This is a genomic window from Pseudoalteromonas sp. MMG012 (genome assembly GCF_018100875.1).
Lineage (GTDB): Bacteria > Pseudomonadota > Gammaproteobacteria > Enterobacterales > Alteromonadaceae > Pseudoalteromonas > Pseudoalteromonas aurantia.
Window position 1 is genome coordinate 1 of record NZ_JAGJEF010000003.1, and the last position, 26,567, is coordinate 26,567.

The window sequence follows — 26,567 nt, forward strand, 5'->3', positions numbered from 1 at the left end:
AACACGTACTTAACATCTCAGCAGCTGCATCCAGAATAAACACAGCCCCTAGAGGCTCAGAAATTGAAGTTGGTGCGCTATTGCTCATGTTATGCTCCTGCATCGGGATCACCAAAACCTATACCGTCAATAATGACCGCATGTAATCGCGTGGCTGATTTTTCAACTGTTTCAATTTCCACGAAATTTCACGTATTCCAATAACTAATTTAAATACCTAAAGAATTGTACAAATAGTTTCTGTACTTAGAGCATTCTCTATTGTTTTCATTACCAAATTCGCATGACGCAAGGCCTAATAAAGCTTTGCTATTTTGACTATCGATCGGGATAGATACAGGTACCTTATTAATAAACTTCCGTTGAACTGAGATAACATTTGTCATTAAATTATGAACTTCTTTATCCTGGTTAATTGCTTTTAACAAGCGCGATTTCACTAGAAGCTCAGCGTGTAATAATTTAATTCTATCAACACCTTCCAGATACTTTTTATAGAATAGCTTATATCTCTCTTCGTGTTGACTTTTAACACATTCGTCTTCACTTTTCGCAAACAAAACTGCATCCAAATGCATTGAATTTAAACAAACGTCAAGGCCTGTACCTGCTGAGTGAACTTTTTCTAACACCTCTAAAACTTCAAGCTTCTTGCCATATTTAATTTTTTTCTCCATTGAAAAAGAGCAATTAAGGCACATGTTCCGCCGACTATTCCACCAATACCGGAAAGTAAACTTATTATTCTAAAAAAAGGCTGACTTAGTAAAGGCTCAAATATTGCTCCTGTAAAAACTAAACCAATGCATGCAATAAAAATTTGTGTGTTTTTCGATTGAAGCATTATTTCAAAATCCAGTTGTTTTAATTCTTAAGTAAACGTTATTGATAGCTGCAATAGTTTCCCATATATTTAATTAAGGTTGCTTACGGCCAGCCAATCAGCGGTTTTAGAGATTTTCGTAAGATTTCAGGCAAGCTATTGATGACTTAATAGCCTTATGCATATGGTGAGCCCTAGGCTCTGCTTCCCTTTTTGCTAGCTCTGTGTATTCAAATTCCATTAACTCTAGAACAGGTAATGAAGCAAATGAGTACTTTTTGAATTCTTGAAGTTGATAGATTGCGGCAATTTGCTGAACCATTCTGACAGTCTTGCCGCTTTCATCAACTCCTGATGCAATAAGGACCATTTTATGAAAAGCATCGTAATGCTTCTGCTCTCGCTCTCTATTTCTCTGATCAATCCACTTCAATAAACCGATAACAAATGAAATTGCAGCACCGCAGAGTGTTATCAATGAGGTATATTTTACAATTTCTTCCATTTTAGCCTCCTTATCTGTAGTTATTAATTTATCCTACTACTAATATTTATCCGAATGTCCATAAAATAGTGCCAATTAAAGCTACCACTCCTGACACGACAGTAATCATTGATTCCTTAGATTTAAGGTTGTCTCTTGTTGGATTTAGTTCGATCCAATGCACTATGGATTGGCCAATCAAAGATAACCCCACCATAGTGCCACCTAATTTCCCCCAACTTAATGACATGAGGTATTCATTAATAGTACATATACATATAACTATCACCACACCTAATAACATATGGTATGGTAAATTTTCACGGTTTTCTTTAGCTGTTATTTCCTTAAATTTGTTTTGTCGAATATGGTCTGCTTCAGCAGCTTTTTTTGCTATATTTATTGGCATTTCAGTTTCCCAATTTCCTACATTAATTAATTGCTGATTTATAGTGTGTTGGCTCTGCACCGCATTGATCAAGATGCCACTCCAATTCATCAACATGGATACTCTCAATTAGCTTCTCTGCAAGTGCGGAATCGTTGCTTATGCAGTTATCAAAACGCACTGAAACGAATGAAAATTTAGGCTTCACCCCTTTGTTTTCTATCTACTCAGCCATAATCGATTTTTCCCATGTATATTGATCACAGCCGTTTTCAATAGTCAGAGCATAATAATCAGAACTACTCTCAATAACATGCAAATTTCGCGGGTGATTTTTAGTTATGGCCATATTTTCTATTCTGACTTCCTTTTTATTTCCATCAGAGTCAATCATCAAATATGTTCCTTCACTTTCAGGTAGAGTGTTTTTCATCTTGATTCCTTGCTTCATTAAAATTTAATAATCTTTTGGTTCTTCAAATTCGATGAATGTGTAGGGTGGCTCATGATGAACCTTAACAACACGTTGTGGCATGAAGTCATCCCCAGTAACGACCTCTGAATCAAACGGTAGTGTTTTTTCTATTTCCTGTAAGTTTTTAATTAATTCTTTAAGCTTCATTTAAATACTCCTTTAATGCTTGTATATCATTTTTTCGTCTGGTGTTCTATTTTCTCGATACCAACGTCGATAGTACGCGTTCGTTGCTTTGCAATAACGCTGATATGCTTCAGGGTCATCAACTTTAAGCTTTTTAACATACGCAGAACGCCACAAATTCGTATATTCATTTTGCTTTTGAATAAGCGCTTGTCGCTGTTTCTCTGGTAACGCATTTAAGCGCTTAAGTCGTAACTGGTAACGCTTTTTCTCATACAGTGGATCAGCCAGTTGCCGTGCTTTATGCCGCTTTTTGTTGTGTTCTGGGTCTTGCTCAATGAGCTTGTAATAGCGCTTGCGATGACTTGCTTTTTTTTGCTCATGCTGACATTTATCAGAGCAAGTATTACGCTTAACGCCCCAGTCGTCATTGTCAATCGGTGAGCCACAAATAACACACGGCCCACGGCGGCAGGTTTTACACGCGGGTTTTTGACCTTTAAGCAAAGATGCCTGGTCAACTTCCAGCGTTTTGCCACACACGCATTCGCATAGCCAGATTTTGACGTTATTACGACCATGTTTTACTGTACCAACGAGATGCAGCACAGTGAGTGCGTGAAAGCGGTTGCCAGTGTAATCCGACAAATTAGGCATACCTAATGTTTCCTATATGATAGTTTAAAAACAATACAACGGTCTACAGGTACTATTAAATAAGGGGTAATAGGAAACGGGGAAAGGCCTACAACCCCGCTTTGTAGTCTCGGTACGATACCCTCCGCCCTTGCTCAACTTCGGGAAAGCTAACTTTTAAGGTTTGCTATTGCCTCGTTTATTTTTTGCCAGTAAATCTCATATGCGTGTGCTTGCTCTTTCATGTAATCGTGCTTGTTATATATCGCCATTACACCTCGCATTTTATGACCGAGCATCTTTTCTGTGACGTGAGGGGGGATTTCTAATTCGATTAACAATGTACTTAAAGATCGCCGCGCATCATGTGGTAAGAATTTAACAATCTTGTACTTGTAATTGAGCTGTTCCCATACCCTAGCGCAATATCTGTTGACCGCATGTGTAGTGAGTGGTTTGCGTGGAGAACTACCCGGAATAACATGATCACGACTGCCGTATAGAGCCGCTAACGAGTTTAATATTTCTTCCATTTTCGGCGTGATGGGACGCCTGATCGCCTCATTTGTTTTTGAATTTTCAGGCGGAACGGTCCATATTCTATTATTAAAATCTAAATGTTCCCATTTCATTAGTCGCACTTCTGACTGTCGAGCGCCGGTTAAAAATATCAGTTGTAAACATGCTTTTGTAGCCGGTGCCGCTCGACTCAAATCAATCTGGCGCCAAAGCATTGCAACCTCATTGAATTGTAGAAAGCGTTGTCCGACACTTGCAGGCTCACCAATATCTTTTACTTGTAGATTAAATAAAGCGTTGCCTGGTTCTATCTGCCCTCGCATAGCCGCCCATCGTAAAATGGTTTTCAGACGCACAAGTAACACGCCCGCGCTTTTAACTGAACCCAATTCGTTAATTTTATCGAAATACTGAACCCATGTTAGTGCTGTCATCGTGTCAGCTTGCACGTTCAAATAAGGGGCGATCCATTTGCTAATATTATTAGCATAAAGGGTTTGCGTTTTTATTTTGAGGGTTGGTGATTTTTTTTCTAACCACTGTTGCGCCAGTTCTGAAATGCTTGGAACATGATCATTGGCCTCACCGCGCTTTAATTCAATGCGCGGGTCTTTACCCTCAATGAGCCATGTCTGAAGCTTAGGCACGAGTTCTTGCGCTTGTTTAATTGTAAGCCCTGAGTACTTACCCAAAGTTACTAACGCCTGTTTGCCACCTATACGACATCTATATTGCCAAGAAATCGACCCGTTTTTATTACGTTTTACGCGTAGGCCATCTCTGTGAGATAATATAAGTGGTTCATTGGGTTTGTTTAACAAACTGCGTAATTTTGTATCACTAATCATAAGCTACAGGATATACACACCATGACGTTTTCGATATACACACTAGCATACACACAATATGATAATGAATAGAAACACAAAAAGTACACCGCACACACAAAATGAGATTAAGCAATTGATATTAAAGGTAAATAGATACTAATGGAAAACCAGAAAAACAACGAGAATACACCAAGTATCTATTGGCACGACTATGAGACTTTTGGTGCGACACCACAAAAAGACAGGCCGAGCCAATTTGCTGGAATTCGTACCGATTACGATCTCAACATCATTGGTGAACCACTCATTGAATATTGCAAACCTGCGCCTGATTATTTGCCTCACCCTGAAGCCTGTTTGATAACGGGGATCACTCCGCAACATGCGCAAAAACATGGCTTAATTGAAGCCGAGTTTATGGCAAAAATCCATGCACAATTTAGCCAACCGGGTACCTGTGTGGCGGGCTACAATAGTATTCGTTTTGATGATGAAGTCACGCGTTATAGCCTGTATCGAAATTTTTATGACCCGTACGAACGCGAGTGGCAAAATGGAAACAGCCGCTGGGATATTATTGATTTAGTACGTGCCTGTTATGCACTGCGCCCTGAAGGCATTGAATGGCCACTAAAAGAAGATGGTACGCCGAGCTTCAAACTTGAGCACCTAACCGTTGCCAATGGTATTGAACATGGCGCTGCACACGATGCATTAAGTGATGTAACTGCCACCATCGACTTAGCGAAACTGATCAAAACTAAACAGCCAAAGTTGTTTAACTTTTTCTTCAGTCTTAAAAATAAGAAAGCGCTACTCGACATCATTGATGTATTTAACATGCAGCCACTTGTGCATACCTCCTCTCGTATTCCTGCAACACAAGGATGTACCACGTGGGTTGCCCCGATGAGTTTCCACCCGAGTAATAAAAATGCCATCGTCTGCTTTAATTTAACTGAAAACCCGCAAGTATTACTTGATTTATCGGTTGAAGAATTACGAGAACGATTGTATACCAAACGCAGCGATATGGCTGAAGGTGATTTACCTGTTGGATTAAAGTTAGTTCACGTAAACAAGTGCCCTATTCTCGCACCAGCAAAAACACTGCTACCTGAAAACGCGGCTCGATTAGGGATTGATCGCGAACAATGCCTTGAGCACCTAAAAATATTAAAAGCTCACCCTGAACTGCGAGATAAAGTGGCTAAGGTTTTTAATGACCCAGCCGACTTTAGCGCAACAACCAACCCTGATTATCAATTGTATAATGGCTTTATTAGCAAAGCTGACAAAGCCAAATTCGCAGTAGTGCGCGATTCACGCCCGGAATCATTAAGTGAACTCAATATCGAGTTTGAAGACCCTAAGTTTACCACCATGTTATTTAGATATCGCGCCAGAAACTGGCCTGAGTCATTAACCCCTAACGAGCTTGATGCTTGGCGTAAGTATTGCCAAAACAAGCTCATGCATGGTGAAGACCACCCTTCTATTTCGGCTGAAGATTTTATGTTAACCCTTGAAAATTTGGTTCACGAAAATGAAGGCAATGAAAAAAACTTAAACATACTTAAAGCCCTTTATCACTATGCGCAGAGCCTATAAATTTACGGTGTAAACTTGTACTCATGTGAAAGCTGACACCTCAACAGCTTTCACGCTATGCCTAAATAGGCTTTTTACTCATACTATTAATAAACTAAATAAGGACATCATGCGCCATTTTCCCTCAGCTCCAAACTCAATAATAAAACATATCATGTTACTGTTGCTCATCTGCGTAAGTTGCCAAAGCCTTGCCGCTTTTTCTGACGGACCTTATGTCACGCTCAATAGCAAAACCATGCAAGTTGAATGGGTTTGTAACAATCAAACGAGTTTACAAACACGTAAATTAACAAAAGAGTTGAAGTTCAACCAATGTGGAATGACATTAGACACGCAGCTACAAACCCCTTCTTCAAAACAGCCTGCGATTTTTAGTAATATCAAAAAGTATGCGGCACTCAGTGATGTACACGGGCAATTTTCAGTATTGAAAACCCTACTTGTCAATCACAACATCATTGATAGTAAAAACCAATGGGCGTTTGGCGCAGGCCACTTAATTATTACCGGTGATATATTTGACCGAGGACCGGATGTGACAGATATCCTTTGGTTTTTGTACGATTTAGAAACTCAAGCGAAAAAGGCAAATGGGCAACTGCATTTGTTATTGGGTAACCATGAAGTGATGGTGTTAAACAATGATGATAGGTACTTACATGAGAAGTATGTAAAAACTGAGCAGCTATTAGGCCGAGACATCGACTTACTGTATGCAAGTAACACGGTGTTAGGGCAATGGCTCCGCAGCAAAAATGTTATCTTGAAGCTAAATAACGCATTATTCATGCATGGTGGTTTGCCTGCTAGTTTTGCACATGACAAGGTTTCTATCGCTAAAATTAACGCTGTATTTTCTCAATACCTGGTTAATAAAGAGCGGCCTCAATTTGCCAAACGGTTATTTGGTCGAAATGGACCAATTTGGTACAGAGGGTATTTCAACAACATAACTGACAAAGAACTGACGACATTACTTAACTATTATCAAGTAGAGCACATTGTTGTTGGCCACACCTCACAAACAAAAGTTAAAGCAATTGCCGATAATAAAGTCATTGCCATCGATAGCAGCATAAAACATGGCAAACAAGGTGAACTGTTATTATTCAAAAATAACGCGCTCTTTCGCGGAAAATATAATGGCGATGTTGAGCTTTTGGTTGAGTAACCCCTCTGAATTTAAGCGCATGAGTTTATAGCGCTTTGTTTCTATCTGTCATAGTAACTTAACTACATGACTTAGCGAAAAAATTACATAAAAAAAGCGGCCTATGGCTGCTTTTAATACTTAACGATTTATCTAAATCGTTAAGCTATTGACGCATTGATCTCTGCTAATGTTTTAACCGGATCATCTGCCTGTGTTATTGGACGACCAATAACCAAATAATCACTGCCTGCGGCAATGGCCTTTTGCGGGGTCATAATGCGTTTTTGATCCCCAGCATCGCTGCCTAAAGGCCTAATACCTGGTGTGATCAGCTTAAACCCACCGCCCAGTGACACCTTAAGCGTTTTTGCTTCTTGCGCCGAGCACACAACCCCATCTAACCCTGCTTCTTGAGCAAGTTTAGCTAAGTAAACAACCTGATCTTGTGGTGTTTTTTCAATGCTTAAACGCAGTAACTGCGCTTGGTCCATGCTTGTTAAAACCGTCACAGCAATCAGCAGTGGAGCTTTTTCACCATACTTTTCCAGTGCCTGCTTGGCTTTTTGCATCATTTCAAGTCCACCACTGGCATGAACGTTAACCATCCACACACCTAATTCAGCGGCTGCAGCAACGGCTTTTGCAACAGTATTGGGAATATCATGAAATTTCAGATCTAGAAATACGTCAAACCCTAAATCAACGAGTTGTTTAACAAATTGGGGGCCAAAGTAGGTGAACATTTCTTTTCCTACCTTAAGCCGACACTCACTAGGGGAAAGCTGTTTAACAAAATTTAATGCCGCTTGCTCGTTATCGTAATCTAGTGCGATAAGCACTTTTTTTGAATCTATTTGGGACATAATATTCCTAAGTGTGACCTAAATTTCAGAAATAGCATTATTATTAAAAGGTGTGTTTATGTTAGTGTAAACACATATTAGTAACCGTCTAATCCTTTACTCGGTGCAATTGATTCCCAATGTTTGCACGACGGACAAATCCAATAAAGCGTATGACTTGTAAAACCACAGTGCCGACATTGATACTCTGGCTTAGTCGCAATATACGATTGTACCAATTTATCTATTTCTGCCAGAACTGTTTGAATTCGTGTATTACTATTACCAAGTAACTGCAACAAAAAGCTAAACCCTCGAATAGATGGTTCACGTTTTAAACTGTCGGTTAAAAACTCAATAGCTTGCTGCTGCTGCCCATCTGTTAATAAAGCTTGGCAATGCTTAATCCGTATCAACACACCGCCTTTTGGCAGTAACTCAATAATCAATTCATTAAATTGATTCATTAAATTCAGCTCAGCATAACTCTGCTCAAGCTGCGCGATATAAATAGGGGCTGTGTAAGTAAAGCTGCATATCAGCTTTCGCCAATAATATATGGCCTTAACGTAATCTTGCTGTTCAAATGCATCTTTGCCTAGCTCATATAATGGCCGAATTGTTTTATGCGCTAAAGCCGTTGTTTTTTCCATGAGTTTGGGGGTTTTGTCCGCTAGCGCAGCTTCACAATAAAAGTTTGCGACTGCAGCACAATGTTGTGGCTTAGTAAATAGTTCACTATATGCCTCATACATACTAACGCCCTTATGCCACTCTCGCATTTGGGAATATAAATTGATAATTGGTTCTAGAGCATCTTTATTTGAGTTTTTAACCAGAACAATAAGGTGTTCTTCGGCGCTATCTAGAAGCCCGGCCAAAATATAGTCTTTTGCTAATTCTAATCGACAAGAGTCAATGTCAACATGACTCAAATTTGGTTGATTCAGCAGTAACTCATGTATTTTAATTGCGCGATCAAGTTCCCCTCTTTTTCTGAAAAGCGTAGCAAGCGTAAGGTAGTGTTCTACAGAATCAGCGGAAACTTCGAGGAGTCGTATCAAATGTTCTAAGCCTTGATCTTCCTCTCTATCAAGAAGGAATTTAAGGCCTTTACTATATTGTGATGTAATTTGACGGTTTTGTTCATGGGCTTGATTTTTAGCACTATTCTTTCCCATAACATAACCATATGCGGCTGCGACTGGGAGCAGTAAGAACAACAGCTCAATCATGGTCAGCGTTCAGTGTCAGGTGACAATTGGCGGTTACTTTTTTTTAGCCGATAATTTTGCCATTTCAACTGGGAAAAAACCTTTACGCTCACCATACATCCAATAAGCACACCAATGAAAAAACAAACACTCATTAAAGTCGCTAAAGGTAATTGGCTAGTCGCAATTAAATAATTAACGTTAACCACTTCGGGGTTTTGTGTACCTATTACAAACGCTAATAATATGAGTGCTAAAACGAATCCTTTTTGTACTACCTTAACCAAGTGCTACTCCATCAATGTATCGCAATTTTAATCAATTATACTGGCATTTACACGATCACGTAACTCTTTACCAGGTTTAAAATGTGGTACATATTTGCCGTCTAGCTCAACTGTATCACCTGTTTTAGGGTTACGGCCTGTGCGTGGAGAACGGAAGTGTAACGAGAAACTACCAAAACCACGAATTTCAATACGATCGGAGCATGATAATGAACCTGCCATTTGTTCAAGAATTTCTTTCACAGCATTTTCCACATCTTTCACAGGAACATGTGCGTGTTGCTCGGCAAGTTGTTCTATCAATTCTGACTTTGTCATAGTGTTTCCTTTAATATAAAAAGGAAGGGCTAAAGCGCCCTTCCTGATAAGACTTAATTATTAGTCTTTTTGAGCGTTTTTGAAAGCTGCTGCCATTGCGTTTTCGAACGCAGGCTCTTCTTTCTTCAACTTCTCAAGAACTTCTTTCTCTTCAGCTTCGAACATAGCTTTAACTGAAAGGCTGATAGTACGGTTCTTACGATCAACACCAACAAATTTAGCTTCAATCTCGTCACCAGCAGAAACAACTGTCGTTGCATCTTCGATACGCTCTTGAGCGATGTCAGCTACACGGATGTAACCTTCAACACCTTCGATAAGCTCAACAGTTGCGCCTTTAGCGTCAACTTCAGTCACTTTACCTTTAACAATAGCACCTTTTTTGTTTACGTCTAGGTAGTTATTGAATGGGTCAGCTTCGATTTGCTTAACGCCAAGAGAGATACGTTCGCGCTCTGGGTCAACTTGCAATACGATTGCAGTGATTTCGTCGCCTTTCTTGTACTCACGTACCGCTTCTTCACCTGGAGTGTTCCAAGAGATGTCAGAAAGGTGAACAAGACCGTCAATACCACCGTCAAGACCGATGAAGATACCAAAGTCAGTGATTGACTTGATCTTACCAGTAACTTGATCGCCTTTGTTTTGAAGACGAGCAAATTCTTGCCAAGGGTTAGCAATACATTGCTTAAGACCTAGAGAGATACGACGACGTTCTTCGTCGATTTCAAGAACCATTACTTCAACGCTGTCGCCAAGGCTAACAACTTTTGAAGGGTGGATGTTCTTATTAGTCCAATCCATTTCAGATACGTGTACTAGACCTTCAACACCTTCTTCGATTTCAACGAAACAACCGTAGTCAGTAAGGTTAGTTACACGACCAGAAAGCTTAGCACCTTCTGGGTAACGGCCAGCGATAGCTGCCCATGGATCTTCGCCAAGCTGCTTAAGACCTAGAGAAACACGAGTCTTCTCTTTGTCGAACTTAAGTACTTTAACTGCGATTTCGTCGCCAACATTAACGATTTCTGAAGGGTGCTTAACACGCTTCCACGCCATATCAGTGATGTGTAGTAGACCATCTACACCACCAAGGTCAACGAACGCACCGTAGTCAGTAAGGTTCTTAACGATACCTTTAACTTCTTGACCTTCTACAAGGTTTGCAAGAAGCTCTTCACGCTCTTGTGAGTTCTCTGATTCGATAACTGCACGACGTGAAACAACTACGTTGTTGCGCTTTTGATCAAGCTTGATTACTTTAAACTCAAGCTCTTTACCTTCAAGGTGTGCTGTGTCACGTACAGGACGAACATCAACAAGTGAACCAGGTAGGAACGCACGAATCGTGTCAACTTCAACAGTGAAACCGCCTTTAACTTTACCGTTGATCATACCGATAACTGTTTCTTGCTCTTCACATGCTTTTTCAAGACGGATCCAAGCTTCGTGACGCTTCGCTTTCTCACGAGAAAGGATAGTCTCACCGAAACCGTCTTCGATTGCGTCTAGCGCTACATCTACTTCGTCGCCAACAGCAACTTCAAGTTCACCAGCAGCATTTTTGAATTGCTCCGCAGGGATAGCACTTTCTGATTTTAAACCAGCATCAACAAGAACAATGTTGTTCTCGATTGAAATAACAGTACCTTTAACAATAGAGCCTTGCTCTGCTTCAAAACCCTTTAGGCTTTCTTCAAATAACTGCGCAAAATTTTCTGACATACTAAATACGTCTCATAAAGTATATTCCAATTAGCAACCATGCTGCATGGGGTAGTTAAATAAACATCAGCTTCCTGCCAATGCATTGATAAATTAGGTTAAACGCGACTTTTCTAGTTTACCGGCAAGTACCGACTCCTCTAGAACTTTCATTACAACTGCAAACACCTGTTCTGCATTAAGCTCACTGGTATCAATTGTAATCGCGTCTGATGCTGGAACCAAAGGCGCAACTTTGCGATTCATATCGCGTTCATCGCGAGCCTTTATGTCCTCTAGCAGACCACTTAGTGTAACATCTAGTCCCCGCCCATTCAACTCTAAGAATCGGCGGTGAGCTCGTTCTTCTGCACTGGCAGTTAAATATAGTTTAATTTGAGCATCTGGAAAAATAACCGTTCCCATATCTCGACCATCTGCAATCAACCCTGCTTCAGTTCTAAATGCACGTTGCCTGCGTAACAATGCCTCTCGTACTCGAGGAAGCGCTGCTACTTTCGAAGCCGCAGCCCCTACATCTTCATTACGAATCGTAGTGGTAACATCTTCTCCTTCCAAAATGACCCTGCCATTTTTAGAAACAGGGTCAATCAAAAATTGTACATCTAAATTGGCAGCTAATGGTACTAGTGCTTCTTCGTTGTCTAGCGCTATCTGATGGTGTAACGCCGCCAAAGAAAGAACTCGATAAATTGCTCCACTATCTAGTACTTCCCAATTTAGTTTTTCAGCTAACAAGCGACAAACTGTTCCTTTGCCTGATCCACTTGGGCCGTCTACGGTGATAACTGGCATAGATGCCTGCATTTAAACCTCCTGAAATGCTCACCTGAAATTTACCGCGTGCATTATACGCAAGTTTAATGAATATATCCTTACTTACCTGTAACTTTTTGTTAAATAGGTACTAAATCAATAAATAATAGAGCCATAATATGCCGGCTCTATTATTTATACAGGTTGAATTAATATGTTGAAATTGACTCTAACACATTAAAAAATGTCGGAAATGTTTTTGCCGTACAGCCAGGATCGTTAATAATGATTTCATGACCACCAACAGCAACCATCGCAAAACACATAGCAATTCTATGATCATTGTATGTGTCTATATCAGTCAACTTTATCGTTGTTGGAGGGGTTATTTCAATGAAATCATGCCCCTCAGTCACCTGTGCACCCACCTTACGTAATTCCGTTGCCATCGCCGCTAAGCGATCTGTTTCTTTTACTCGCCAATTATATATGTTACGAATAGCCGTTGGCCCTTTGGCAAACAATGCGACGGTCGCTAAGGTCATTGCCGCATCAGGAATTGCGTTAGCATCAATATCAACGCCTGTTAACTTCCCTTTGCGCACGATAAGCTTTTCATCAAACCATTCAACGTTAGCGCCCACCTGCTCCATAACGTTCGCAAAACCGATATCTCCTTGTACGCTTTGTTTACCAACACCATTGATCTCTATTTCACCGCCAGATATCGCTGCAGCAGCAATAAAATAGGACGCTGAAGAAGCATCTCCTTCAACCATAATGCGATCGGGTGATTTATATTGCTGCAAGCCCTTAACTGTAAATGATTGGTAGTTGTCATTAACAACCTCGACACCAAATTGAGCCATTACACCAATTGTTATATCAATATAAGGTTTAGATACTAACTCACCTTTAATACGAATGTGGGTATCGCCGGTAAATAATGGTGCAGCCATTAATAATGCTGTCAAAAATTGGCTTGAAATACTGCCATCGATGTCGACTTGTCCACCCGTAATTTTTTTACCTTCAATTAATAATGGTGGGTAATCAGTGCTTTTCAAATATTGAATATTTGCACCTAAGGTTGTCATCGCGTCAACCAAATGGCCAATTGGTCGCTCTTCCATTCGAGGCTCACCAATAAGTTCAAATCGCCCAGGTGTTGCCGCTAACACTGCTGTTAAAGGACGATACGCTGTTCCCGCGTTACCGAGAAATAATACTTCCTCAGGCGTTTTTAATTGCCCAGCACAGCCATGTACAGTCGCTACTGTTTTGTCTGCGTTTAAAGTGACCGAGACCCCCATTTGCGCCAATGCACCTAGCATATGGCGAATATCATCGCTATCTAGTAAGTTATGTACCTCAGTTGTCCCTTCCGCAAGTGCAGCTAATAACAATATCCGGTTTGATAGGCTTTTAGAACCAGGCAAAGTGATTGAGCCAGATACTTTAGATATCGGTTTTAATGTTAACTGTTCCATTAATTATGCTCCTTTGCAAACTTCTTCATAAAAGCAATCAACGCTTTGATCCCATCCACTGGCATTGCGTTATAAATACTTGCCCTCATACCACCAACAAGCCTATGCCCTTCAAGTGCCACTAACCCTACTTTCTCGGCTTCTGACAAGAACAAGGCATTTAAGCTATCATCTCTTAACCAAAATGGTACATTCATTAACGAGCGGCAGTGCTTAGCTACCTTGTTACTATAAAATTCTGACGTATCAATATAATCGTATAATAACGCGGCTTTTTCTTGATTATGTGCCTGCATTTTTGGCACTCCACCATTGGCCTCTAAATACTTAAATACTTCAGCAGCTAAGTACCATGCAAACGTCGGCGGGGTGTTATACATACTGCCTTGCTTGGCTTCAATTGCATAATCCAATATCGCTGGGCGAGGCAGCCCATCTCTTTCTAAAAGCGTTTTGCGCACAATAACGATACATAAACCTGATGGACCGATATTCTTTTGCGCACCGGCATAAATCAAATCAAAGTCATCAACATTAATTTCACGAGACAAAATCATCGACGACATGTCAGCGACTATTGGCGCATTGTTATGCTTCGGGACGTCAAATATTTCAATTCCATCGATTGTTTCATTCGGACAGTAATGAATAAAAGAGGCCTGTTCTGGTAAGTTCCATTGGGTAACAGGTTGTATATCGAACTGTCCATTATTATCGGTGCGAATATTTAACGATTCAACTTGCGTGAACTTTGCACCTTCTTTTGTTGCACCGTTAGACCAAATACCATTTTCAATATACACACCAGGCGCGTCACCTTGGTGCAAATTCAGAGGGACCGCGGCAAATTGCCCCCGACCACCGCCGTGCATAAACAATACTTCAAAGTCATCTGAAATATTCATTAAGCGTCGTAAAGAAGCTTCACACTCTTCAACCATGGCTAGAAATGGTTTTGCACGGTGACTGACTTCCATCACCGATACACCTAAGCCTTGCCAATTTAAAAATTCTGCTTGTGCTTTTTTCATTACTTCAGGGGGCAACATTGCTGGCCCTGCACAAAAGTTATATACCGTCATTTTTCCTCATTCCTAAACAACAATAATTACAGATAAAAAAAGCGGCCACGGCCGCTTTTTAGTTTGCTTTATTCACTCGGTGAATCATCGTTCACTTGCGTGCTTTCAATCGTTTCGGTGTTCTCTGTATTCACATCGTCAGCCTCACCTTCTGGTAAGTCATCAACTTCAATTTCTTCAATGCGCTGTAGACCAACTACTTGCTCATCTTCAATTGTTCGGATCAAAATAACCCCTTGCGTATTTCGACCAACAGTAGACACCTCACTGACACGAGTACGAACCAACGTGCCTCGATTAGAGATTAACATTATTTCATTGTTGTCTTCTACTTGTACTGCACCAACAACACTGCCATTTCTATCACTGACTTTAATCGATACAACACCTTGTGTTGCACGACTCTTCGCTGGATACTCATCCAATGGTGTACGTTTACCATAACCATTTTCAGTAACTGTTAATACAGCGCCATCATTTTTAGGTACTATCAGTGATACAACTTTAACACCGTCCGGCATTTTTATACCACGAACACCAGTCGCTGTGCGACCCATCGGACGCAATGCCAGCATTTCTTCACCGGTTTCTGGGTCAACTTTCACTTCACCAGTTTCAGAATCACGTAATTTTTCGTTAAATCGAACAACTTTACCATGATCAGTAAATAACATGATGTCATTACTGCCATCAGTGATATTTGCTCCGATTAGGTTATCGCCTTCATTTAAGTTAATTGCAATGATGCCACTTGCGCGTTGTCGACTATAAGCTGTTAATGGTGTTTTCTTAACCGTACCATTTGCTGTCGCCATCAATACGTATTTATCTTCCTCATACTCGCGTACTGGGAGAATGGTGGTAATACGCTCGTCTGCTTCTAATGGCAATAGGTTAACAATTGGTTTGCCGCGTGCTGTACGTGATGCCAGTGGCAGTTGATACACTTTAAGCCAGTACATACGACCTGATGTCGAGAAACATAGAATTGTATCGTGCGTATTGGCAACCAATAAACGCTCTATGAAATCTTCATCTTTCATCTTAGTCGCGGCTTTACCTTTGCCTCCACGGCGCTGGGCTTCATAATCTGACAACGGCTGATATTTCACATAACCTTCATGAGACAGCGTAACCACAACATCTTCTTCATTGATAAGATCTTCTAAACTAATATCGTGTGCTGCTGCACTGATCTCTGTACGACGCTCATCCCCGTAGGTTTCTTTAATTTGAACTAACTCATCACGAATAACTTCCATTAAACGCTCAGGAGAAGACAAAATAAATAGTAGTTCAGCAATGACATCTAACAGTTCTTGATATTCAGCTAGGATTTTTTCGTGTTCTAAGCCAGTCAGTTTATGTAAACGTAAATCTAAGATGGCTTGAGCCTGTTGCTCTGACAAATAATATTGGCCATCACGAATACCCAACTCAGCAGCCAACCAATCTGGGCGTGCAACATTATCTTCGCCTGCTTTTTCAAGCATTGATTTAACTGAACCTAACTCCCACGGACGCGCTATTAGAGCTTGCTTCGCTTCAGAAGGGCTTGGAGACTTTCTGATCAATTCAATGATCGGGTCAATATTAGCCAACGCAATAGCAAGACCTTCAAGCGTATGCGCTCTATCTCTGGCCTTACGTAAATCAAATACGGTGCGACGCGTAACAACTTCTCGTCTGTGAACGATAAACGCATCTAGCATTTCTTTTAGGTTAAAACACTTAGGTTGGTTATTATCCAACGCAACCATGTTCATACCAAATACTGTTTGTAACTGAGTTTGCGAATATAAGTTATTTAAAATAACTTCTCCTACTTCGCCTCGTTTCACTTCAATTACAACACGCATCCCGTCTTTATCAGACTCGTCACGCAGTGCGCTGATCCCTTCGACTTTTTTGTCTTTGACCAGCTCAGCTATTTTTTCGATTAATCGTGCTTTGTTAACCTGATAAGGTAACTCATGCACAATAATTGTTTCTTTGCCTGTTTTCTCATCAACTTCGACTTCTGCACGAGCTCGCACATAAATTTTACCGCGACCCGTCTTGTAGGCTTGTTCAATTCCTTTTTTACCGTTGATAATTGCAGCGGTCGGAAAGTCAGGCCCTGGGATATAATCAATCAGTTCTTCAATGGTCAAATCAGGGTTTTGGATGAGTGCCAAACAGCCGTTAATAACTTCAGTCAAGTTATGTGGCGGAATATTGGTCGCCATCCCAACAGCAATACCAGAAGACCCATTCACTAATAAGCTAGGGACCTTAGTTGGTAGTACATCTGGAATTTGCTCTGTTCCGTCGTAGTTAGGAACATAATCAACGGTTTCTTTTTCTAAATCAGCCAGCAATTCATGAGATATTTTTGCCATACGTACTTCGGTATAACGCATCGCAGCAGCTGAATCGCCGTCGACTGAGCCGAAGTTACCTTGGCCGTCAACCAACATATAACGCAGAGAAAATGGTTGCGCCATACGTACGATAGTGTCGTACACTGCGCTGTCACCATGAGGGTGATATTTACCGATCACATCACCGACTACACGAGCCGATTTTTTGTAAGGCTTATTCCAGTCATTTTTTAACTCATTCATCGCGAACAATACGCGACGGTGAACGGGCTTTAACCCATCCCGTACGTCAGGTAATGCACGCCCTACAATTACACTCATTGCGTAATCTAGGTATGAATTTTTGAGTTCATCTTCAATATTGACTGGCAGGATTTCATTGGCGAGATCAGTCATTCGATTCCACTTTCCTTCAGTGTCTATCTCTTTTATGTCAAACTAGTCAGACTTATGACAAAGAGATTGAGTTATTATTAATTTCTGAATAGCTATGCTAACACACTTTTTTATAATTTACAGGCGCAAGATTTTAGTGATTTTAATCTGACCCTGCTTATAATGCGCTCAGATTAACGAGGAAGTTTTTTATGACCGAACATCAAAATGTAGATCCACAAGAAATAGCAAAATTTGAAGACATTGCTCAGCAATGGTGGGATACAGAAGGCGAATTCAAACCATTACATGACATAAACCCATTACGGCTAGACTTTATCAATCACCGAAGCCAAGGTTTATTTGAGAAAACTGTACTCGATGTAGGCTGTGGCGGCGGCATACTCACTGAAAGTATGGCCAAACTTGGTGCAAATGCCACTGGCATTGATATGGGGCAAGAGCCATTAAACGTAGCTAAACTGCATAGCTTAGAAGCGGGTGTTAAAGTTAATTATCAAAAAATACCTGCTGAAACATTCGCACAACAAAACCCCGAGCAGTTCGATGTCGTTACCTGTATGGAAATGTTAGAACATGTCCCAGATCCTGCTTCTATCATTAAAGCTGTTGCAGCACTGGCTAAACCCGGCGCGCATGCTTTTTTCTCAACCCTCAATAAAACCACCAAAGCGTACCTATTAGCCATTGTTGGAGCAGAGAAAGTATTGAAAATGGTGCCAGAAGGCACCCATGACCATGATAAGTTCATTCGCCCTTCCACACTGATTAAATGGGCTGAACAGTGTGGCTTAAAAGTAAGAGCCAGTGCAGGAATTAACTATAACCCACTCTCAAAAACATTTACGTTAACTGACGATGTAAGTGTTAATTACATCCTCCACTTTGAGAAACTAGCATGATAGAAGCTGTCATTTTTGATTTAGATGGAACATTACTCAATACTTGTGACGATTTAGGTGCTGCACTCAATCATACTTTAAAGTTGCATGGCTTACCTGAAGTCAGTAAAGCAGCATATAGCCCAGCTATCTCTAACGGCGTTAAAGCGCTACTAGAAGTTGGGTTCGGTGACAAGCTGACGGACTATGATGTTGAACAGCTGCGCCAACATGTTTTAGATTATTACGCAAATAATTTAGCGGTATATAGTCATTGCTTTGAAGGTATTAGTACTTTGCTACAGTCACTCAACGATGCAAATATACAAATCGCAATTATGACAAACAAGCCAACTTTCCTAACGCTGCCCCTACTGAAAAAAATAGATGAACTCAAAAACATCCGTGTTGTTGTGTGTGGAGACACGCTCTCAGAAGCAAAGCCATCCCCCAAGCCATTATTGCATGCAGCGCATCAATTAAACGTTAACCCAGAAAGATGTTACTACGTTGGGGACGCAGAAAGAGACATACAAGCAGCTAAGGCAGCCAAAATGCGTCCTGTTGCTGCACTGTGGGGATATGTTCCTAGTGAGACAATTGCACGGTCGTGGGCCGCGGATCTGAATCTTACTAACCCTGTGGGACTACTTCAGCACATTTAGTATTATAAAATCAGACAAAGCACCATATGTAGTGTTTTGTCTGTATTTTGATACCTAGCTGCATATAAAAAAATCAGTCAGTTTTTTTTTTCAATTTACAAAAAAATAGTCTTCATTGAGTTGATTTTTTTATGGCGGCTTAGTGTATAAAACCTCAAAGGTTAATGAACACTAACACAATGCAATTATCCCTAAGTTATCCACAATTGAGAGCAAGTTGTTCTATTGCAAAATTGCCATAACCCCACTATCTTGTGATCCGCAGGGGCACTCCCACCATATATAGTGGTTAAAAGCTAAGCAATTGTTGTCTCAGCGATCAATATAAAAATACACATTCCGAAGGAATACAGGCACAACTATGAACCAACAGCTATCTGTCAGTAAAAGAAACGGCCGAAAAGAGCCGCTCGATTTAGATAAAATCCACCGCGTTATCACGTGGGCTGCGGAAGGTCTAAATAATGTTTCTGTGTCACAAGTTGAACTTAAGTCACATATTCAGTTTTATGATGGCATTCGCACTGAAGACATCCATGAAACAATCATAAAAGCCGCTGCCGATTTAATTGATAAAGACTCACCTGACTATCAATACCTTGCTGCCAGACTAGCCATATTCCACCTTCGGAAAAAAGCGTATGGTCAATTTGAGCCACCTCGCTTATATGATCACATTACTAAATTGGTCGAAGACAAGCGCTATGATCAACATTTATTGGTTGATTATACAGAAGCAGAATTACACGAGCTTGATGCTTACTTAGATCATTCTCGAGATCTTAATTTTAGCTATGCCGCGGTTAAGCAGCTCGAAGGTAAATATTTAGTACAAAACCGAGTAACCGGAGAAATCTATGAAAGCGCTCAGTTCTTATATATCTTAGTTGCCGCAAGCTTATTCTCTGATTACCCAAAAGAAACGCGTATTGATTATATCAAACGCTTTTACGATGCAATTTCATTGTTCAAGATATCATTACCAACCCCCATTATGGCAGGTGTACGTACACCAACACGTCAGTTTAGTTCATGCGTACTCATTGAGTGTGGTGATAGCTTAGATTCTATCAATGCGACTTCGTCCGCGATTGTTAAGTACGTGAGCCAACGTGCAGGTATTGGTATAAATGCAGGTAGAATTCGTGCTCTAGGTAGCCCTATTCGCAACGGTGAGGCATACCATACTGGATGTATTCCATTTTATAAGCACTTCCAAACTGCTGTTAAAAGCTGCTCACAAGGTGGTGTACGCGGTGGTGCTGCCACATTGTTCTACCCACTTTGGCATTTAGAAGTAGAAAATTTACTGGTTCTAAAGAATAACCGCGGTGTTGAAGAAAACCGAGTTCGCCATTTAGACTACGGCGTACAGTTTAACAAAACTATGTATGCCCGCTTGATTAAAGATGATTACATCACGCTATTTAGTCCTTCAGACGTACCGGGCTTATACGACGCATTTTTTGAAGATCAAGACAAGTTCGAATCACTATATGTGCAGTACGAGCAAGATGAATCTATTCGTAAGAAACGTATAAAGGCCATCGAATTATTCTCTATGTTTGCACAAGAGCGCGCAAGCACGGGCAGAATTTATCTACAAAATGTTGATCATTGTAATACGCATAGCCCGTTCGATTCGAAAGTTGCTCCTATTCGCCAGTCTAATTTGTGCCTAGAAATAGCATTACCGACAAAGCCACTAAACAATGTAAATGATGCGGAAGGCGAAATTGCATTGTGTACACTGTCGGCATTTAACTTAGGCGCCCTCGAATCATTAGACGAGCTTGATGAGCTTGCTGATTTGGCCGTACGTGCACTCGACAACTTACTGGATTTCCAAGATTACCCTGTGCCGGCTGCGCATACAGCGACAATGGGTAGAAGAACACTCGGTATAGGTGTTATCAACTACGCTTACTACCTTGCTAAAAACGGTGTAAAATATTCAGATGGCAGTGCTAATGGCCTGACACACCAAACATTTGAAGCAATTCAATATTATTTAATGAAAGCATCAAATACTTTGGCGAAAGAACGCGGCGCATGTCCATTATTTAATGAAACCACGTACTCTCAAGGCATTATGCCCATAGACACCTATAAGCGTGATCTAGACAAAGTATGTGATGAAGCATTAAAGCTTGATTGGGACGCGCTACGTGCCAGCATTAAAGAACATGGTATGCGTAACTCAACGCTATCAGCCTTAATGCCATCTGAAACATCGTCGCAAATATCAAATGCGACCAATGGTATTGAACCACCTCGAGGTCATATCAGTGTCAAAGCAAGTAAAGATGGCATTTTAAAGCAGGTCGTTCCAGAGTATGAACGCTTGAAAGACAACTATGAGTTGCTTTGGGACATTCCGTCTAACGATGGCTACCTTGCACTCGTTGGTATTATGCAAAAATTTGTTGACCAAACTATTTCTGCTAACACCAACTACGACCCGAATAAATTTGAAGGTGGTAAAGTTCCAATGAAACTACTGCTGAAAGATTTGCTTACTGCATACAAATTAGGGGTAAAAACGCTTTATTATCATAATACCCGTGATGGCGCTTCTGATGCTCATGATGAAATGAAACCAGAAGTTGAAGATGATGGCTGTGAAGGCGGCGCGTGTAAAATTTAAGCTTTAGCGGGCCTTTTCGGCCCGCCCTCTTTAGTATCGAGTATTAACTATGTCCTATTCTACGTTTAGCAGAAAACACAACGATCAACTACAGGAGCCAATGTTTTTTGGCCAAACTGTAAACGTTTCTCGTTATGACCAACAAAAGTACCCTATTTTTGAAAAGCTGATTGAAAAACAACTGTCCTTTTTCTGGCGACCAGAAGAAGTCGATGTGAGTAAAGATAAAATAGATTTTCAGGCACTGCCTGAACACGAGAAACATATATTTTTAAGTAACTTGAAATACCAAACACTATTAGATAGTGTCCAAGGTCGTTCTCCTAACGTTGCACTATTGCCGATTGTATCTATCCCTGAATTAGAAACTTGGATTGAGACATGGGCGTTCAGCGAAACAATTCATAGTCGCTCATATACGCACATTATTCGTAATGTAACGCAGTCACCTGAACTTATTTTTGATGACATTGTCAGCAACGACAAAATTAATGAGCGTGCTGATGCCGTCACGCGTTATTATGATGCTTTGATTGAGCAAGTCTCCCTATTTAACTTGTATGGTGAGGGTAAACATGAGGTCAATGGCAAAACTGTTGTAATTAGTTTATTCGAGTTGAAAAAACTACTTTACCTTTGCGTCATGTCGGTAAATATCTTAGAAGCTATTCGTTTTTACGTCAGCTTTGCGTGTTCGTTTGCTTTTGCAGAACGTGAGTTAATGGAAGGCAATGCAAAAATCATTAAGTTAATTGCGCGTGATGAAGCACTCCATTTATCTGGTACACAACATATGCTCAACATAATGCAAGAAGGCAAGGACGACCCTGAAATGGCAATCGTCGCTGCACAATGTAAAGACGAAGCAATCGCGATGTTTGTAGAAGCTGCTGAGCAAGAAAAAGAATGGGCTGAGTACTTATTTAAAGATGGCTCAATGATTGGCCTAAATAAAGATATTTTATGCCAGTATGTCGAGTACATCACTAATACACGTATGACTGCCGTCGGCTTACCAACACAATTTGAAAAAAAATCTAACCCAATCCCTTGGATCAATGCGTGGTTAATTTCAGATAATGTCCAAGTTGCACCACAAGAAGCTGAAATTAGCTCCTATCTTGTTGGACAAATAGACTCAAAGGTTGATGCCTCTGACTTCGGTGATTTTGACTTGTAATGGTTGAAAAACCCTACCCTGTGATAACGATAACAGATCACGATGAGCCACTTGAATTTGTGGCTCATTCCCCAACTCTATTACATACATTGGAAGCTGCAAATATAGATGTACCATATCAATGTCGTGAAGGGTTTTGTGGGGCGTGCAGAGCACAGCTCAATGAGGGGAAAATCACCTATAATCAAGAGCCTCTCGCTTTTGTACGAGAAGGAGAGATATTACTATGCTGCTCTCGCCCCCTCTCTAACATTAAAATTACGCTGCTATAGAAACAAGTTGCCCCTAGCGGGTTTTAGAGCAGTTGAGCAACACTGGTTTCATAGTATTCATGCTTATCACTAATGCTCAGTTGATTTTGTTCAATCACCACATCCCAATGCAAGCTGCGACTTAATGCATCACTTAATGCATCTACAAACTGTGCTTCAAGAGAAAAAACACTTAAATTATCTATCAAATGTAATCTTTGCGACACCTCATCAAACCACACATCATTTTCTTTTATTAAAATCACCAATTTACCAAACAATTTAGCGAGTCGTATGATCTCATCGAACTCCAAGGTATTTGCATACAAAGCCACGGTAATATAGCCAGTATCATCTTCCAGCCATACATCCGGCTTTTGTTTGTCTGAGTTGGCGTTTAAATTTGCTTTTTGATCATAAGATATCGCGCACAATCCTACTATTTTAAGTACAAAATGCTCAAGAGATTCAGACTTTTGTAACGCAGTCGTAAACACTTCTTGGTGATTGGCATGATGAAATAAGTCAGCCACATTAACGCGCGCTTTAAAAACAAAAGGTTTGATCATGTTAATCTCCCTACTCTGTCACGCTCTAACTATAGACTTTGTGTCGATTTTAGCAAAAATATTTGAGGTTATAGTATAACATCATTGAACTGCCAATTATGTGGTGTTATATTGTCACGAATTAATTCAACCTCAACGTTAGTGTCTAATAAATTATGATGAAGCAGTCTCTTATCAGCAGTGCAATTGTTACTGCACTTTTCTCAAGCAACGTATTTGCCGCAGATGTAAAAGGTAAAATACTCGACAATAACAATCAGCCAGTAAGTGGAGCAAAAGTACACTTACATGGTAAAAGCCAGTCAGTAACTACTGATAAAAACGGCCAATTTACAATTAATGTCGATGCCGACTCACAACTTCATATCACCAAAAACAATTATTTAGATGAACGCTTACCAGTAATAACCGATAACGCTTATGTAACCGTCGTACTAAAGCCTAGTGCTGTTGAAAGTATGGTTGTTTATGCATCTGCGTTACACAAAAATAATGTTGAAATGGCGTCTCCAGTGACAGTATTAGCTGGTGACGAATTGAAAAACGCAGCCAAGCCAACTCTTGGGGAAACGCTGAAAGGTCAACCTGGCATCAATGCAAGCTACTTTGGTCCTGTTTCTTCGAGCCCTATTATTCGAGGCTTAGACGGTCCTCGTGTCAAAATTACTCAAAATGGATTAGACAGCAGTGATGCATCTCGCGTTGGCCCTGACCACGCAAATACAAACGACAGTCTATCCGCACAACAAATTGAAGTGCTTCGTGGGCCAGCGACATTGTTATATGGCTCAGGCGCGATTGGTGGCGTTGTAAATGTGGTCGATAATCGTATTCCTACTGACATTATAGAGTCATTGTCTGGCGCCGCTGAGTATAGCCACGATACGGTATCTAATACCAATACCTATGCTGCAATGCTTGAAACTGGATCTGACGGTTTTAATTTCCATTTTGACGGCGTAAGCCGCAAAGGTGGTGATTATGACACGCCTGAGTTTAACTTACCGCATGAAGAACACGACGAGCATGGCGAAGATGATCATGACGCACATGATGATCACGGGCACGAGGGTGAGCATGATGATCACAATGAGTCACCTGAAACGGCTAAAAAGGTAGATAATACTTTTATAGATTCTCAGCAAGTTAATTTTGGTACTAGTTACGTAAATGAACATTTAACACTGGGTTTAAGCTTCGGTCGAATTGATACAGATTACGGTATTCCTGCCCATAGTCATGAAGGTCATGACCATGACGAGCATGAAGGCCATGAACATGACGAGCATGAAGGTGAAGATGATCATGCAGATGAAAGCGCTGAACAAGGTGTATTTGCTCGTGTAAAACAAGACCGTTGGCAAGCTCTCTTTAACTACTCTCTTCATAACGAATGGATTGAATCAATTAATGTAAGAGCGGGTTATACGGACTATGAGCATAGCGAGATTGAGCATGGCAGTATTGGCACAACATTCAAAAACAAAACCACAGAGTTACGCACCGGCATAGAACATCGTATCGGTGAATGGCACGGTATTGTAGGATACCATTACGCAGATAGCGACTATAAAGCTGATGGTGCCGAAGCATTTACTCCAGCAACAGAAACAAAATCTCATGCGCTGTTTTTACTTGAAGAACGCACGTTTGGTGATTTTACTCTAGAGCTTGGTGCGCGTATTGAAGATTTTCAGCTATCTAGCTTAGTAACAACTGAAGCGCATCACGATGATCATGACGACCACGGTGATGATGATCATGACGACCACGGCCATGATGATCATGACGACCACGGCCATGATGATCACGACGACCACGGACATGATGATCACGACGACCACAAAGAATATGAATCAGTGGCTTATCAATTAGACATGACAAATATCAGTGCTTCAATTGGTGGTGTTTACAATTTTACAGAAGGGCATAACGTCGCATTTAATGTTTCTCGTTCTGAGCGAGCTCCCCTAACGGCCGAACTATTGTCAAATGGTACCCATATTGCTACTCGTACTTACGAGCTAGGCCTTGGCTATGTAATTGAAGATGGTGAAGTGCATTTCGAGCCGCAGGAAATTGCGCAAGAAACGGCCACTAATATTGATTTCAGCGTACGTCGTTTTATTGGTGATTTTGGCTATACCATTAACGTTTTCTATAATGACGTTGCTAATTATTACTATCAACAAAATACAGGGTTAATGTTTACCTCTGAACATGGTATTGAAAACGCAGATCATTTCCATGAAGGCGCATTACCAGTATTTAAGTTTGCCAGTGATGATGCTGAACTTTATGGTGTTGAGCTAGATGCACATTATCGGATCAATGATAAAAACCGTGTGAAAGTATTCGCTGACACGCTAACAGCTAAATTAGACAATGACCAATATCTACCTCGGATCCCAAGTAATAAGCTTGGCGTGAAATATGAATATGAGCATGCAGGTTGGAAAGCAAATATGACAATAACACGTTATAATAGCCAATCAGATATTGCTGCTTATGAGAGTAAAACTAATGGTTATACATTGGTAGATACAAGCTTTCAGTATGATTTCTCGGCACAGGGTATCGACTTTGTTGGCTACGCTAATATTGACAACTTGACCAATGAACTTGGCTTTGTACATAGCTCCTTCATAAAAGAACAAGCCCCTTTACCGGGTAGAAACTTAAAATTAGGCTTACGCGCCTACTTTTAATTCGCGCTTCGGAAAATGGAACCAAACCTAGTTTTGGTTCCATTTTTTCTTCAATATTTTCCCTTCCCCCTTCTTACACTTTCAACGTTAAATTAATGTAATGCTCTGTAATGGATAAAATTAACATTTAGACCTATGCTCT

The 26,567-nt window shown here is 40.6% G+C and carries 25 protein-coding genes; 8 read left to right on the forward strand and 17 right to left on the reverse strand.

Features of this window, described 5'->3' with window-relative positions:
• Positions 1–209 precede the first annotated feature (209 nt).
• The 7 genes from J8L97_RS01590 to J8L97_RS01620 form a co-directional block, all read right to left on the reverse strand.
• Positions 210–677 carry a hypothetical protein gene (locus J8L97_RS01590; protein WP_247688493.1) on the reverse strand — a complete coding sequence of 156 codons (468 nt, stop codon included), beginning with the start codon at positions 675–677 and terminating at the stop codon, positions 210–212.
• A gap of 273 nt (positions 678–950) precedes the next feature.
• Positions 951–1,328, reverse strand: a complete 378-nt coding sequence (locus J8L97_RS01595) for a hypothetical protein (RefSeq protein ID WP_211047628.1) — start codon at positions 1,326–1,328, stop codon at positions 951–953.
• A 46-nt stretch (positions 1,329–1,374) separates the two neighbouring features.
• Positions 1,375–1,788: a hypothetical protein gene (locus J8L97_RS01600; protein WP_211047629.1), complete on the reverse strand. Its 414-nt coding sequence runs from the start codon at positions 1,786–1,788 to the stop codon at positions 1,375–1,377.
• A gap of 130 nt (positions 1,789–1,918) precedes the next feature.
• Positions 1,919–2,128 (reverse strand): hypothetical protein, encoded by a 210-nt coding sequence (locus tag J8L97_RS01605; RefSeq protein ID WP_211047630.1) that lies wholly within the window; start codon positions 2,126–2,128, stop codon positions 1,919–1,921.
• Positions 2,129–2,152: 24 nt separating this feature from the next.
• Positions 2,153–2,317 (reverse strand): hypothetical protein, encoded by a 165-nt coding sequence (locus J8L97_RS01610; RefSeq protein WP_211047631.1) that lies wholly within the window; start codon positions 2,315–2,317, stop codon positions 2,153–2,155.
• 12 nt (positions 2,318–2,329) lie between these two features.
• A complete protein-coding gene (locus J8L97_RS01615; protein ID WP_211047632.1) occupies positions 2,330–2,953 on the reverse strand; it encodes a DUF2116 family Zn-ribbon domain-containing protein in 624 nt (207 codons plus the stop codon).
• 149 nt (positions 2,954–3,102) lie between these two features.
• Positions 3,103–4,299: a site-specific integrase gene (locus J8L97_RS01620; protein ID WP_211047633.1), complete on the reverse strand. Its 1,197-nt coding sequence runs from the start codon at positions 4,297–4,299 to the stop codon at positions 3,103–3,105.
• Positions 4,300–4,440: 141 nt separating this feature from the next.
• On the opposite strand from J8L97_RS01620, the gene sbcB reads away from it, so the two are divergent.
• Both sbcB and J8L97_RS01630 read left to right on the forward strand, forming a co-directional pair.
• Positions 4,441–5,892 carry an exodeoxyribonuclease I gene (sbcB, locus tag J8L97_RS01625; RefSeq protein WP_211047634.1) on the forward strand — a complete coding sequence of 484 codons (1,452 nt, stop codon included), beginning with the start codon at positions 4,441–4,443 and terminating at the stop codon, positions 5,890–5,892.
• A gap of 109 nt (positions 5,893–6,001) precedes the next feature.
• Positions 6,002–7,066 (forward strand): metallophosphoesterase, encoded by a 1,065-nt coding sequence (locus J8L97_RS01630; protein WP_247688494.1) that lies wholly within the window; start codon positions 6,002–6,004, stop codon positions 7,064–7,066.
• Between the two features lie 140 nt (positions 7,067–7,206).
• Here J8L97_RS01630 and pyrF read toward each other — a convergent pair whose 3' ends face one another.
• From pyrF to gyrA, 9 genes are all read right to left on the reverse strand, one after another.
• Complete coding sequence (gene pyrF, locus J8L97_RS01635; RefSeq protein WP_211047635.1) at positions 7,207–7,911, reverse strand: orotidine-5'-phosphate decarboxylase; 705 nt, start codon at positions 7,909–7,911, stop codon at positions 7,207–7,209.
• 77 nt (positions 7,912–7,988) lie between these two features.
• Positions 7,989–9,125: a lipopolysaccharide assembly protein LapB gene (locus tag J8L97_RS01640; protein WP_211047636.1), complete on the reverse strand. Its 1,137-nt coding sequence runs from the start codon at positions 9,123–9,125 to the stop codon at positions 7,989–7,991.
• Positions 9,126–9,127: 2 nt separating this feature from the next.
• Positions 9,128–9,391 carry a lipopolysaccharide assembly protein LapA domain-containing protein gene (locus tag J8L97_RS01645; protein ID WP_192507314.1) on the reverse strand — a complete coding sequence of 88 codons (264 nt, stop codon included), beginning with the start codon at positions 9,389–9,391 and terminating at the stop codon, positions 9,128–9,130.
• 27 nt (positions 9,392–9,418) lie between these two features.
• Positions 9,419–9,709 carry an integration host factor subunit beta gene (ihfB, locus tag J8L97_RS01650; protein WP_192507313.1) on the reverse strand — a complete coding sequence of 97 codons (291 nt, stop codon included), beginning with the start codon at positions 9,707–9,709 and terminating at the stop codon, positions 9,419–9,421.
• A gap of 60 nt (positions 9,710–9,769) precedes the next feature.
• Positions 9,770–11,437 carry a 30S ribosomal protein S1 gene (gene rpsA / locus J8L97_RS01655; protein ID WP_192507312.1) on the reverse strand — a complete coding sequence of 556 codons (1,668 nt, stop codon included), beginning with the start codon at positions 11,435–11,437 and terminating at the stop codon, positions 9,770–9,772.
• Positions 11,438–11,530: 93 nt separating this feature from the next.
• Complete coding sequence (cmk, locus tag J8L97_RS01660) at positions 11,531–12,244, reverse strand: (d)CMP kinase (protein WP_210997948.1); 714 nt, start codon at positions 12,242–12,244, stop codon at positions 11,531–11,533.
• A 158-nt stretch (positions 12,245–12,402) separates the two neighbouring features.
• A complete protein-coding gene (aroA, locus tag J8L97_RS01665) occupies positions 12,403–13,683 on the reverse strand; it encodes a 3-phosphoshikimate 1-carboxyvinyltransferase (protein ID WP_210997947.1) in 1,281 nt (426 codons plus the stop codon).
• Positions 13,683–14,765, reverse strand: a complete 1,083-nt coding sequence (gene serC / locus J8L97_RS01670; protein WP_211047637.1) for a 3-phosphoserine/phosphohydroxythreonine transaminase — start codon at positions 14,763–14,765, stop codon at positions 13,683–13,685. Before serC ends, aroA begins: the two co-directional genes overlap by 1 nt.
• A 68-nt stretch (positions 14,766–14,833) precedes the next feature.
• Positions 14,834–17,524, reverse strand: coding sequence for a DNA gyrase subunit A (gene gyrA, locus J8L97_RS01675; RefSeq protein WP_211047638.1), 2,691 nt, complete (start codon positions 17,522–17,524; stop codon positions 14,834–14,836).
• Positions 17,525–17,715: 191 nt separating this feature from the next.
• Between gyrA and ubiG the strand changes: the two genes are divergently transcribed.
• From ubiG to yfaE, 5 genes are all read left to right on the forward strand, one after another.
• Entirely contained in the window at positions 17,716–18,426 is a 711-nt protein-coding gene (gene ubiG / locus J8L97_RS01680) for a bifunctional 2-polyprenyl-6-hydroxyphenol methylase/3-demethylubiquinol 3-O-methyltransferase UbiG (RefSeq protein WP_211047639.1), read from the forward strand.
• Positions 18,423–19,070 carry an HAD family hydrolase gene (locus J8L97_RS01685; RefSeq protein WP_210997943.1) on the forward strand — a complete coding sequence of 216 codons (648 nt, stop codon included), beginning with the start codon at positions 18,423–18,425 and terminating at the stop codon, positions 19,068–19,070. The genes ubiG and J8L97_RS01685 overlap by 4 nt, the downstream gene beginning before the upstream one ends.
• A gap of 361 nt (positions 19,071–19,431) precedes the next feature.
• Entirely contained in the window at positions 19,432–21,717 is a 2,286-nt protein-coding gene (nrdA, locus tag J8L97_RS01690) for a class 1a ribonucleoside-diphosphate reductase subunit alpha (RefSeq protein WP_210997942.1), read from the forward strand.
• A gap of 49 nt (positions 21,718–21,766) precedes the next feature.
• Positions 21,767–22,897, forward strand: a complete 1,131-nt coding sequence (gene nrdB, locus J8L97_RS01695) for a class Ia ribonucleoside-diphosphate reductase subunit beta (RefSeq protein ID WP_210997941.1) — start codon at positions 21,767–21,769, stop codon at positions 22,895–22,897.
• Positions 22,897–23,169: a class I ribonucleotide reductase maintenance protein YfaE gene (gene yfaE / locus J8L97_RS01700; protein WP_211047640.1), complete on the forward strand. Its 273-nt coding sequence runs from the start codon at positions 22,897–22,899 to the stop codon at positions 23,167–23,169. The genes nrdB and yfaE overlap by 1 nt, the downstream gene beginning before the upstream one ends.
• Before the next feature lie 23 nt (positions 23,170–23,192).
• On the opposite strand, the gene J8L97_RS01705 is transcribed toward yfaE, so the two are convergent.
• A complete protein-coding gene (locus J8L97_RS01705) occupies positions 23,193–23,717 on the reverse strand; it encodes a YaeQ family protein (protein WP_210997939.1) in 525 nt (174 codons plus the stop codon).
• 155 nt (positions 23,718–23,872) lie between these two features.
• On the opposite strand from J8L97_RS01705, the gene J8L97_RS01710 reads away from it, so the two are divergent.
• The gene (locus tag J8L97_RS01710; protein ID WP_211047641.1) at positions 23,873–26,425 is read left to right on the forward strand and encodes a TonB-dependent receptor domain-containing protein; all 2,553 of its coding nucleotides are present in this window, start codon (positions 23,873–23,875) and stop codon (positions 26,423–26,425) included.
• Positions 26,426–26,567 lie beyond the last annotated feature (142 nt).

What these genes read in the sequence shown, in the direction of transcription:
- pyrF (WP_211047635.1), bottom strand. Translation starts at nt 7,911, where the DNA reads ATGTCCCAAATAGATTCAAAAAAAGTGCTTATCGCACTAGATTACGAT.
- J8L97_RS01710 (WP_211047641.1), top strand. Translation starts at nt 23,873, where the DNA reads ATGATGAAGCAGTCTCTTATCAGCAGTGCAATTGTTACTGCACTTTTC.
- rpsA (WP_192507312.1), bottom strand. Translation starts at nt 11,437, where the DNA reads ATGTCAGAAAATTTTGCGCAGTTATTTGAAGAAAGCCTAAAGGGTTTT.
- yfaE (WP_211047640.1), top strand. Translation starts at nt 22,897, where the DNA reads ATGGTTGAAAAACCCTACCCTGTGATAACGATAACAGATCACGATGAG.
- ihfB (WP_192507313.1), bottom strand. Translation starts at nt 9,709, where the DNA reads ATGACAAAGTCAGAATTGATAGAACAACTTGCCGAGCAACACGCACAT.
- cmk (WP_210997948.1), bottom strand. Translation starts at nt 12,244, where the DNA reads ATGCAGGCATCTATGCCAGTTATCACCGTAGACGGCCCAAGTGGATCA.
- serC (WP_211047637.1), bottom strand. Translation starts at nt 14,765, where the DNA reads ATGACGGTATATAACTTTTGTGCAGGGCCAGCAATGTTGCCCCCTGAA.
- J8L97_RS01705 (WP_210997939.1), bottom strand. Translation starts at nt 23,717, where the DNA reads ATGATCAAACCTTTTGTTTTTAAAGCGCGCGTTAATGTGGCTGACTTA.
- sbcB (WP_211047634.1), top strand. Translation starts at nt 4,441, where the DNA reads ATGGAAAACCAGAAAAACAACGAGAATACACCAAGTATCTATTGGCAC.
- J8L97_RS01610 (WP_211047631.1), bottom strand. Translation starts at nt 2,317, where the DNA reads ATGAAGCTTAAAGAATTAATTAAAAACTTACAGGAAATAGAAAAAACA.
- aroA (WP_210997947.1), bottom strand. Translation starts at nt 13,683, where the DNA reads ATGGAACAGTTAACATTAAAACCGATATCTAAAGTATCTGGCTCAATC.
- J8L97_RS01615 (WP_211047632.1), bottom strand. Translation starts at nt 2,953, where the DNA reads ATGCCTAATTTGTCGGATTACACTGGCAACCGCTTTCACGCACTCACT.
- nrdB (WP_210997941.1), top strand. Translation starts at nt 21,767, where the DNA reads ATGTCCTATTCTACGTTTAGCAGAAAACACAACGATCAACTACAGGAG.
- ubiG (WP_211047639.1), top strand. Translation starts at nt 17,716, where the DNA reads ATGACCGAACATCAAAATGTAGATCCACAAGAAATAGCAAAATTTGAA.
- nrdA (WP_210997942.1), top strand. Translation starts at nt 19,432, where the DNA reads ATGAACCAACAGCTATCTGTCAGTAAAAGAAACGGCCGAAAAGAGCCG.
- J8L97_RS01685 (WP_210997943.1), top strand. Translation starts at nt 18,423, where the DNA reads ATGATAGAAGCTGTCATTTTTGATTTAGATGGAACATTACTCAATACT.
- J8L97_RS01605 (WP_211047630.1), bottom strand. Translation starts at nt 2,128, where the DNA reads ATGAAAAACACTCTACCTGAAAGTGAAGGAACATATTTGATGATTGAC.
- J8L97_RS01640 (WP_211047636.1), bottom strand. Translation starts at nt 9,125, where the DNA reads ATGATTGAGCTGTTGTTCTTACTGCTCCCAGTCGCAGCCGCATATGGT.
- J8L97_RS01590 (WP_247688493.1), bottom strand. Translation starts at nt 677, where the DNA reads ATGGAGAAAAAAATTAAATATGGCAAGAAGCTTGAAGTTTTAGAGGTG.
- J8L97_RS01620 (WP_211047633.1), bottom strand. Translation starts at nt 4,299, where the DNA reads ATGATTAGTGATACAAAATTACGCAGTTTGTTAAACAAACCCAATGAA.
- J8L97_RS01630 (WP_247688494.1), top strand. Translation starts at nt 6,002, where the DNA reads ATGCGCCATTTTCCCTCAGCTCCAAACTCAATAATAAAACATATCATG.
- J8L97_RS01595 (WP_211047628.1), bottom strand. Translation starts at nt 1,328, where the DNA reads ATGGAAGAAATTGTAAAATATACCTCATTGATAACACTCTGCGGTGCT.
- gyrA (WP_211047638.1), bottom strand. Translation starts at nt 17,524, where the DNA reads ATGACTGATCTCGCCAATGAAATCCTGCCAGTCAATATTGAAGATGAA.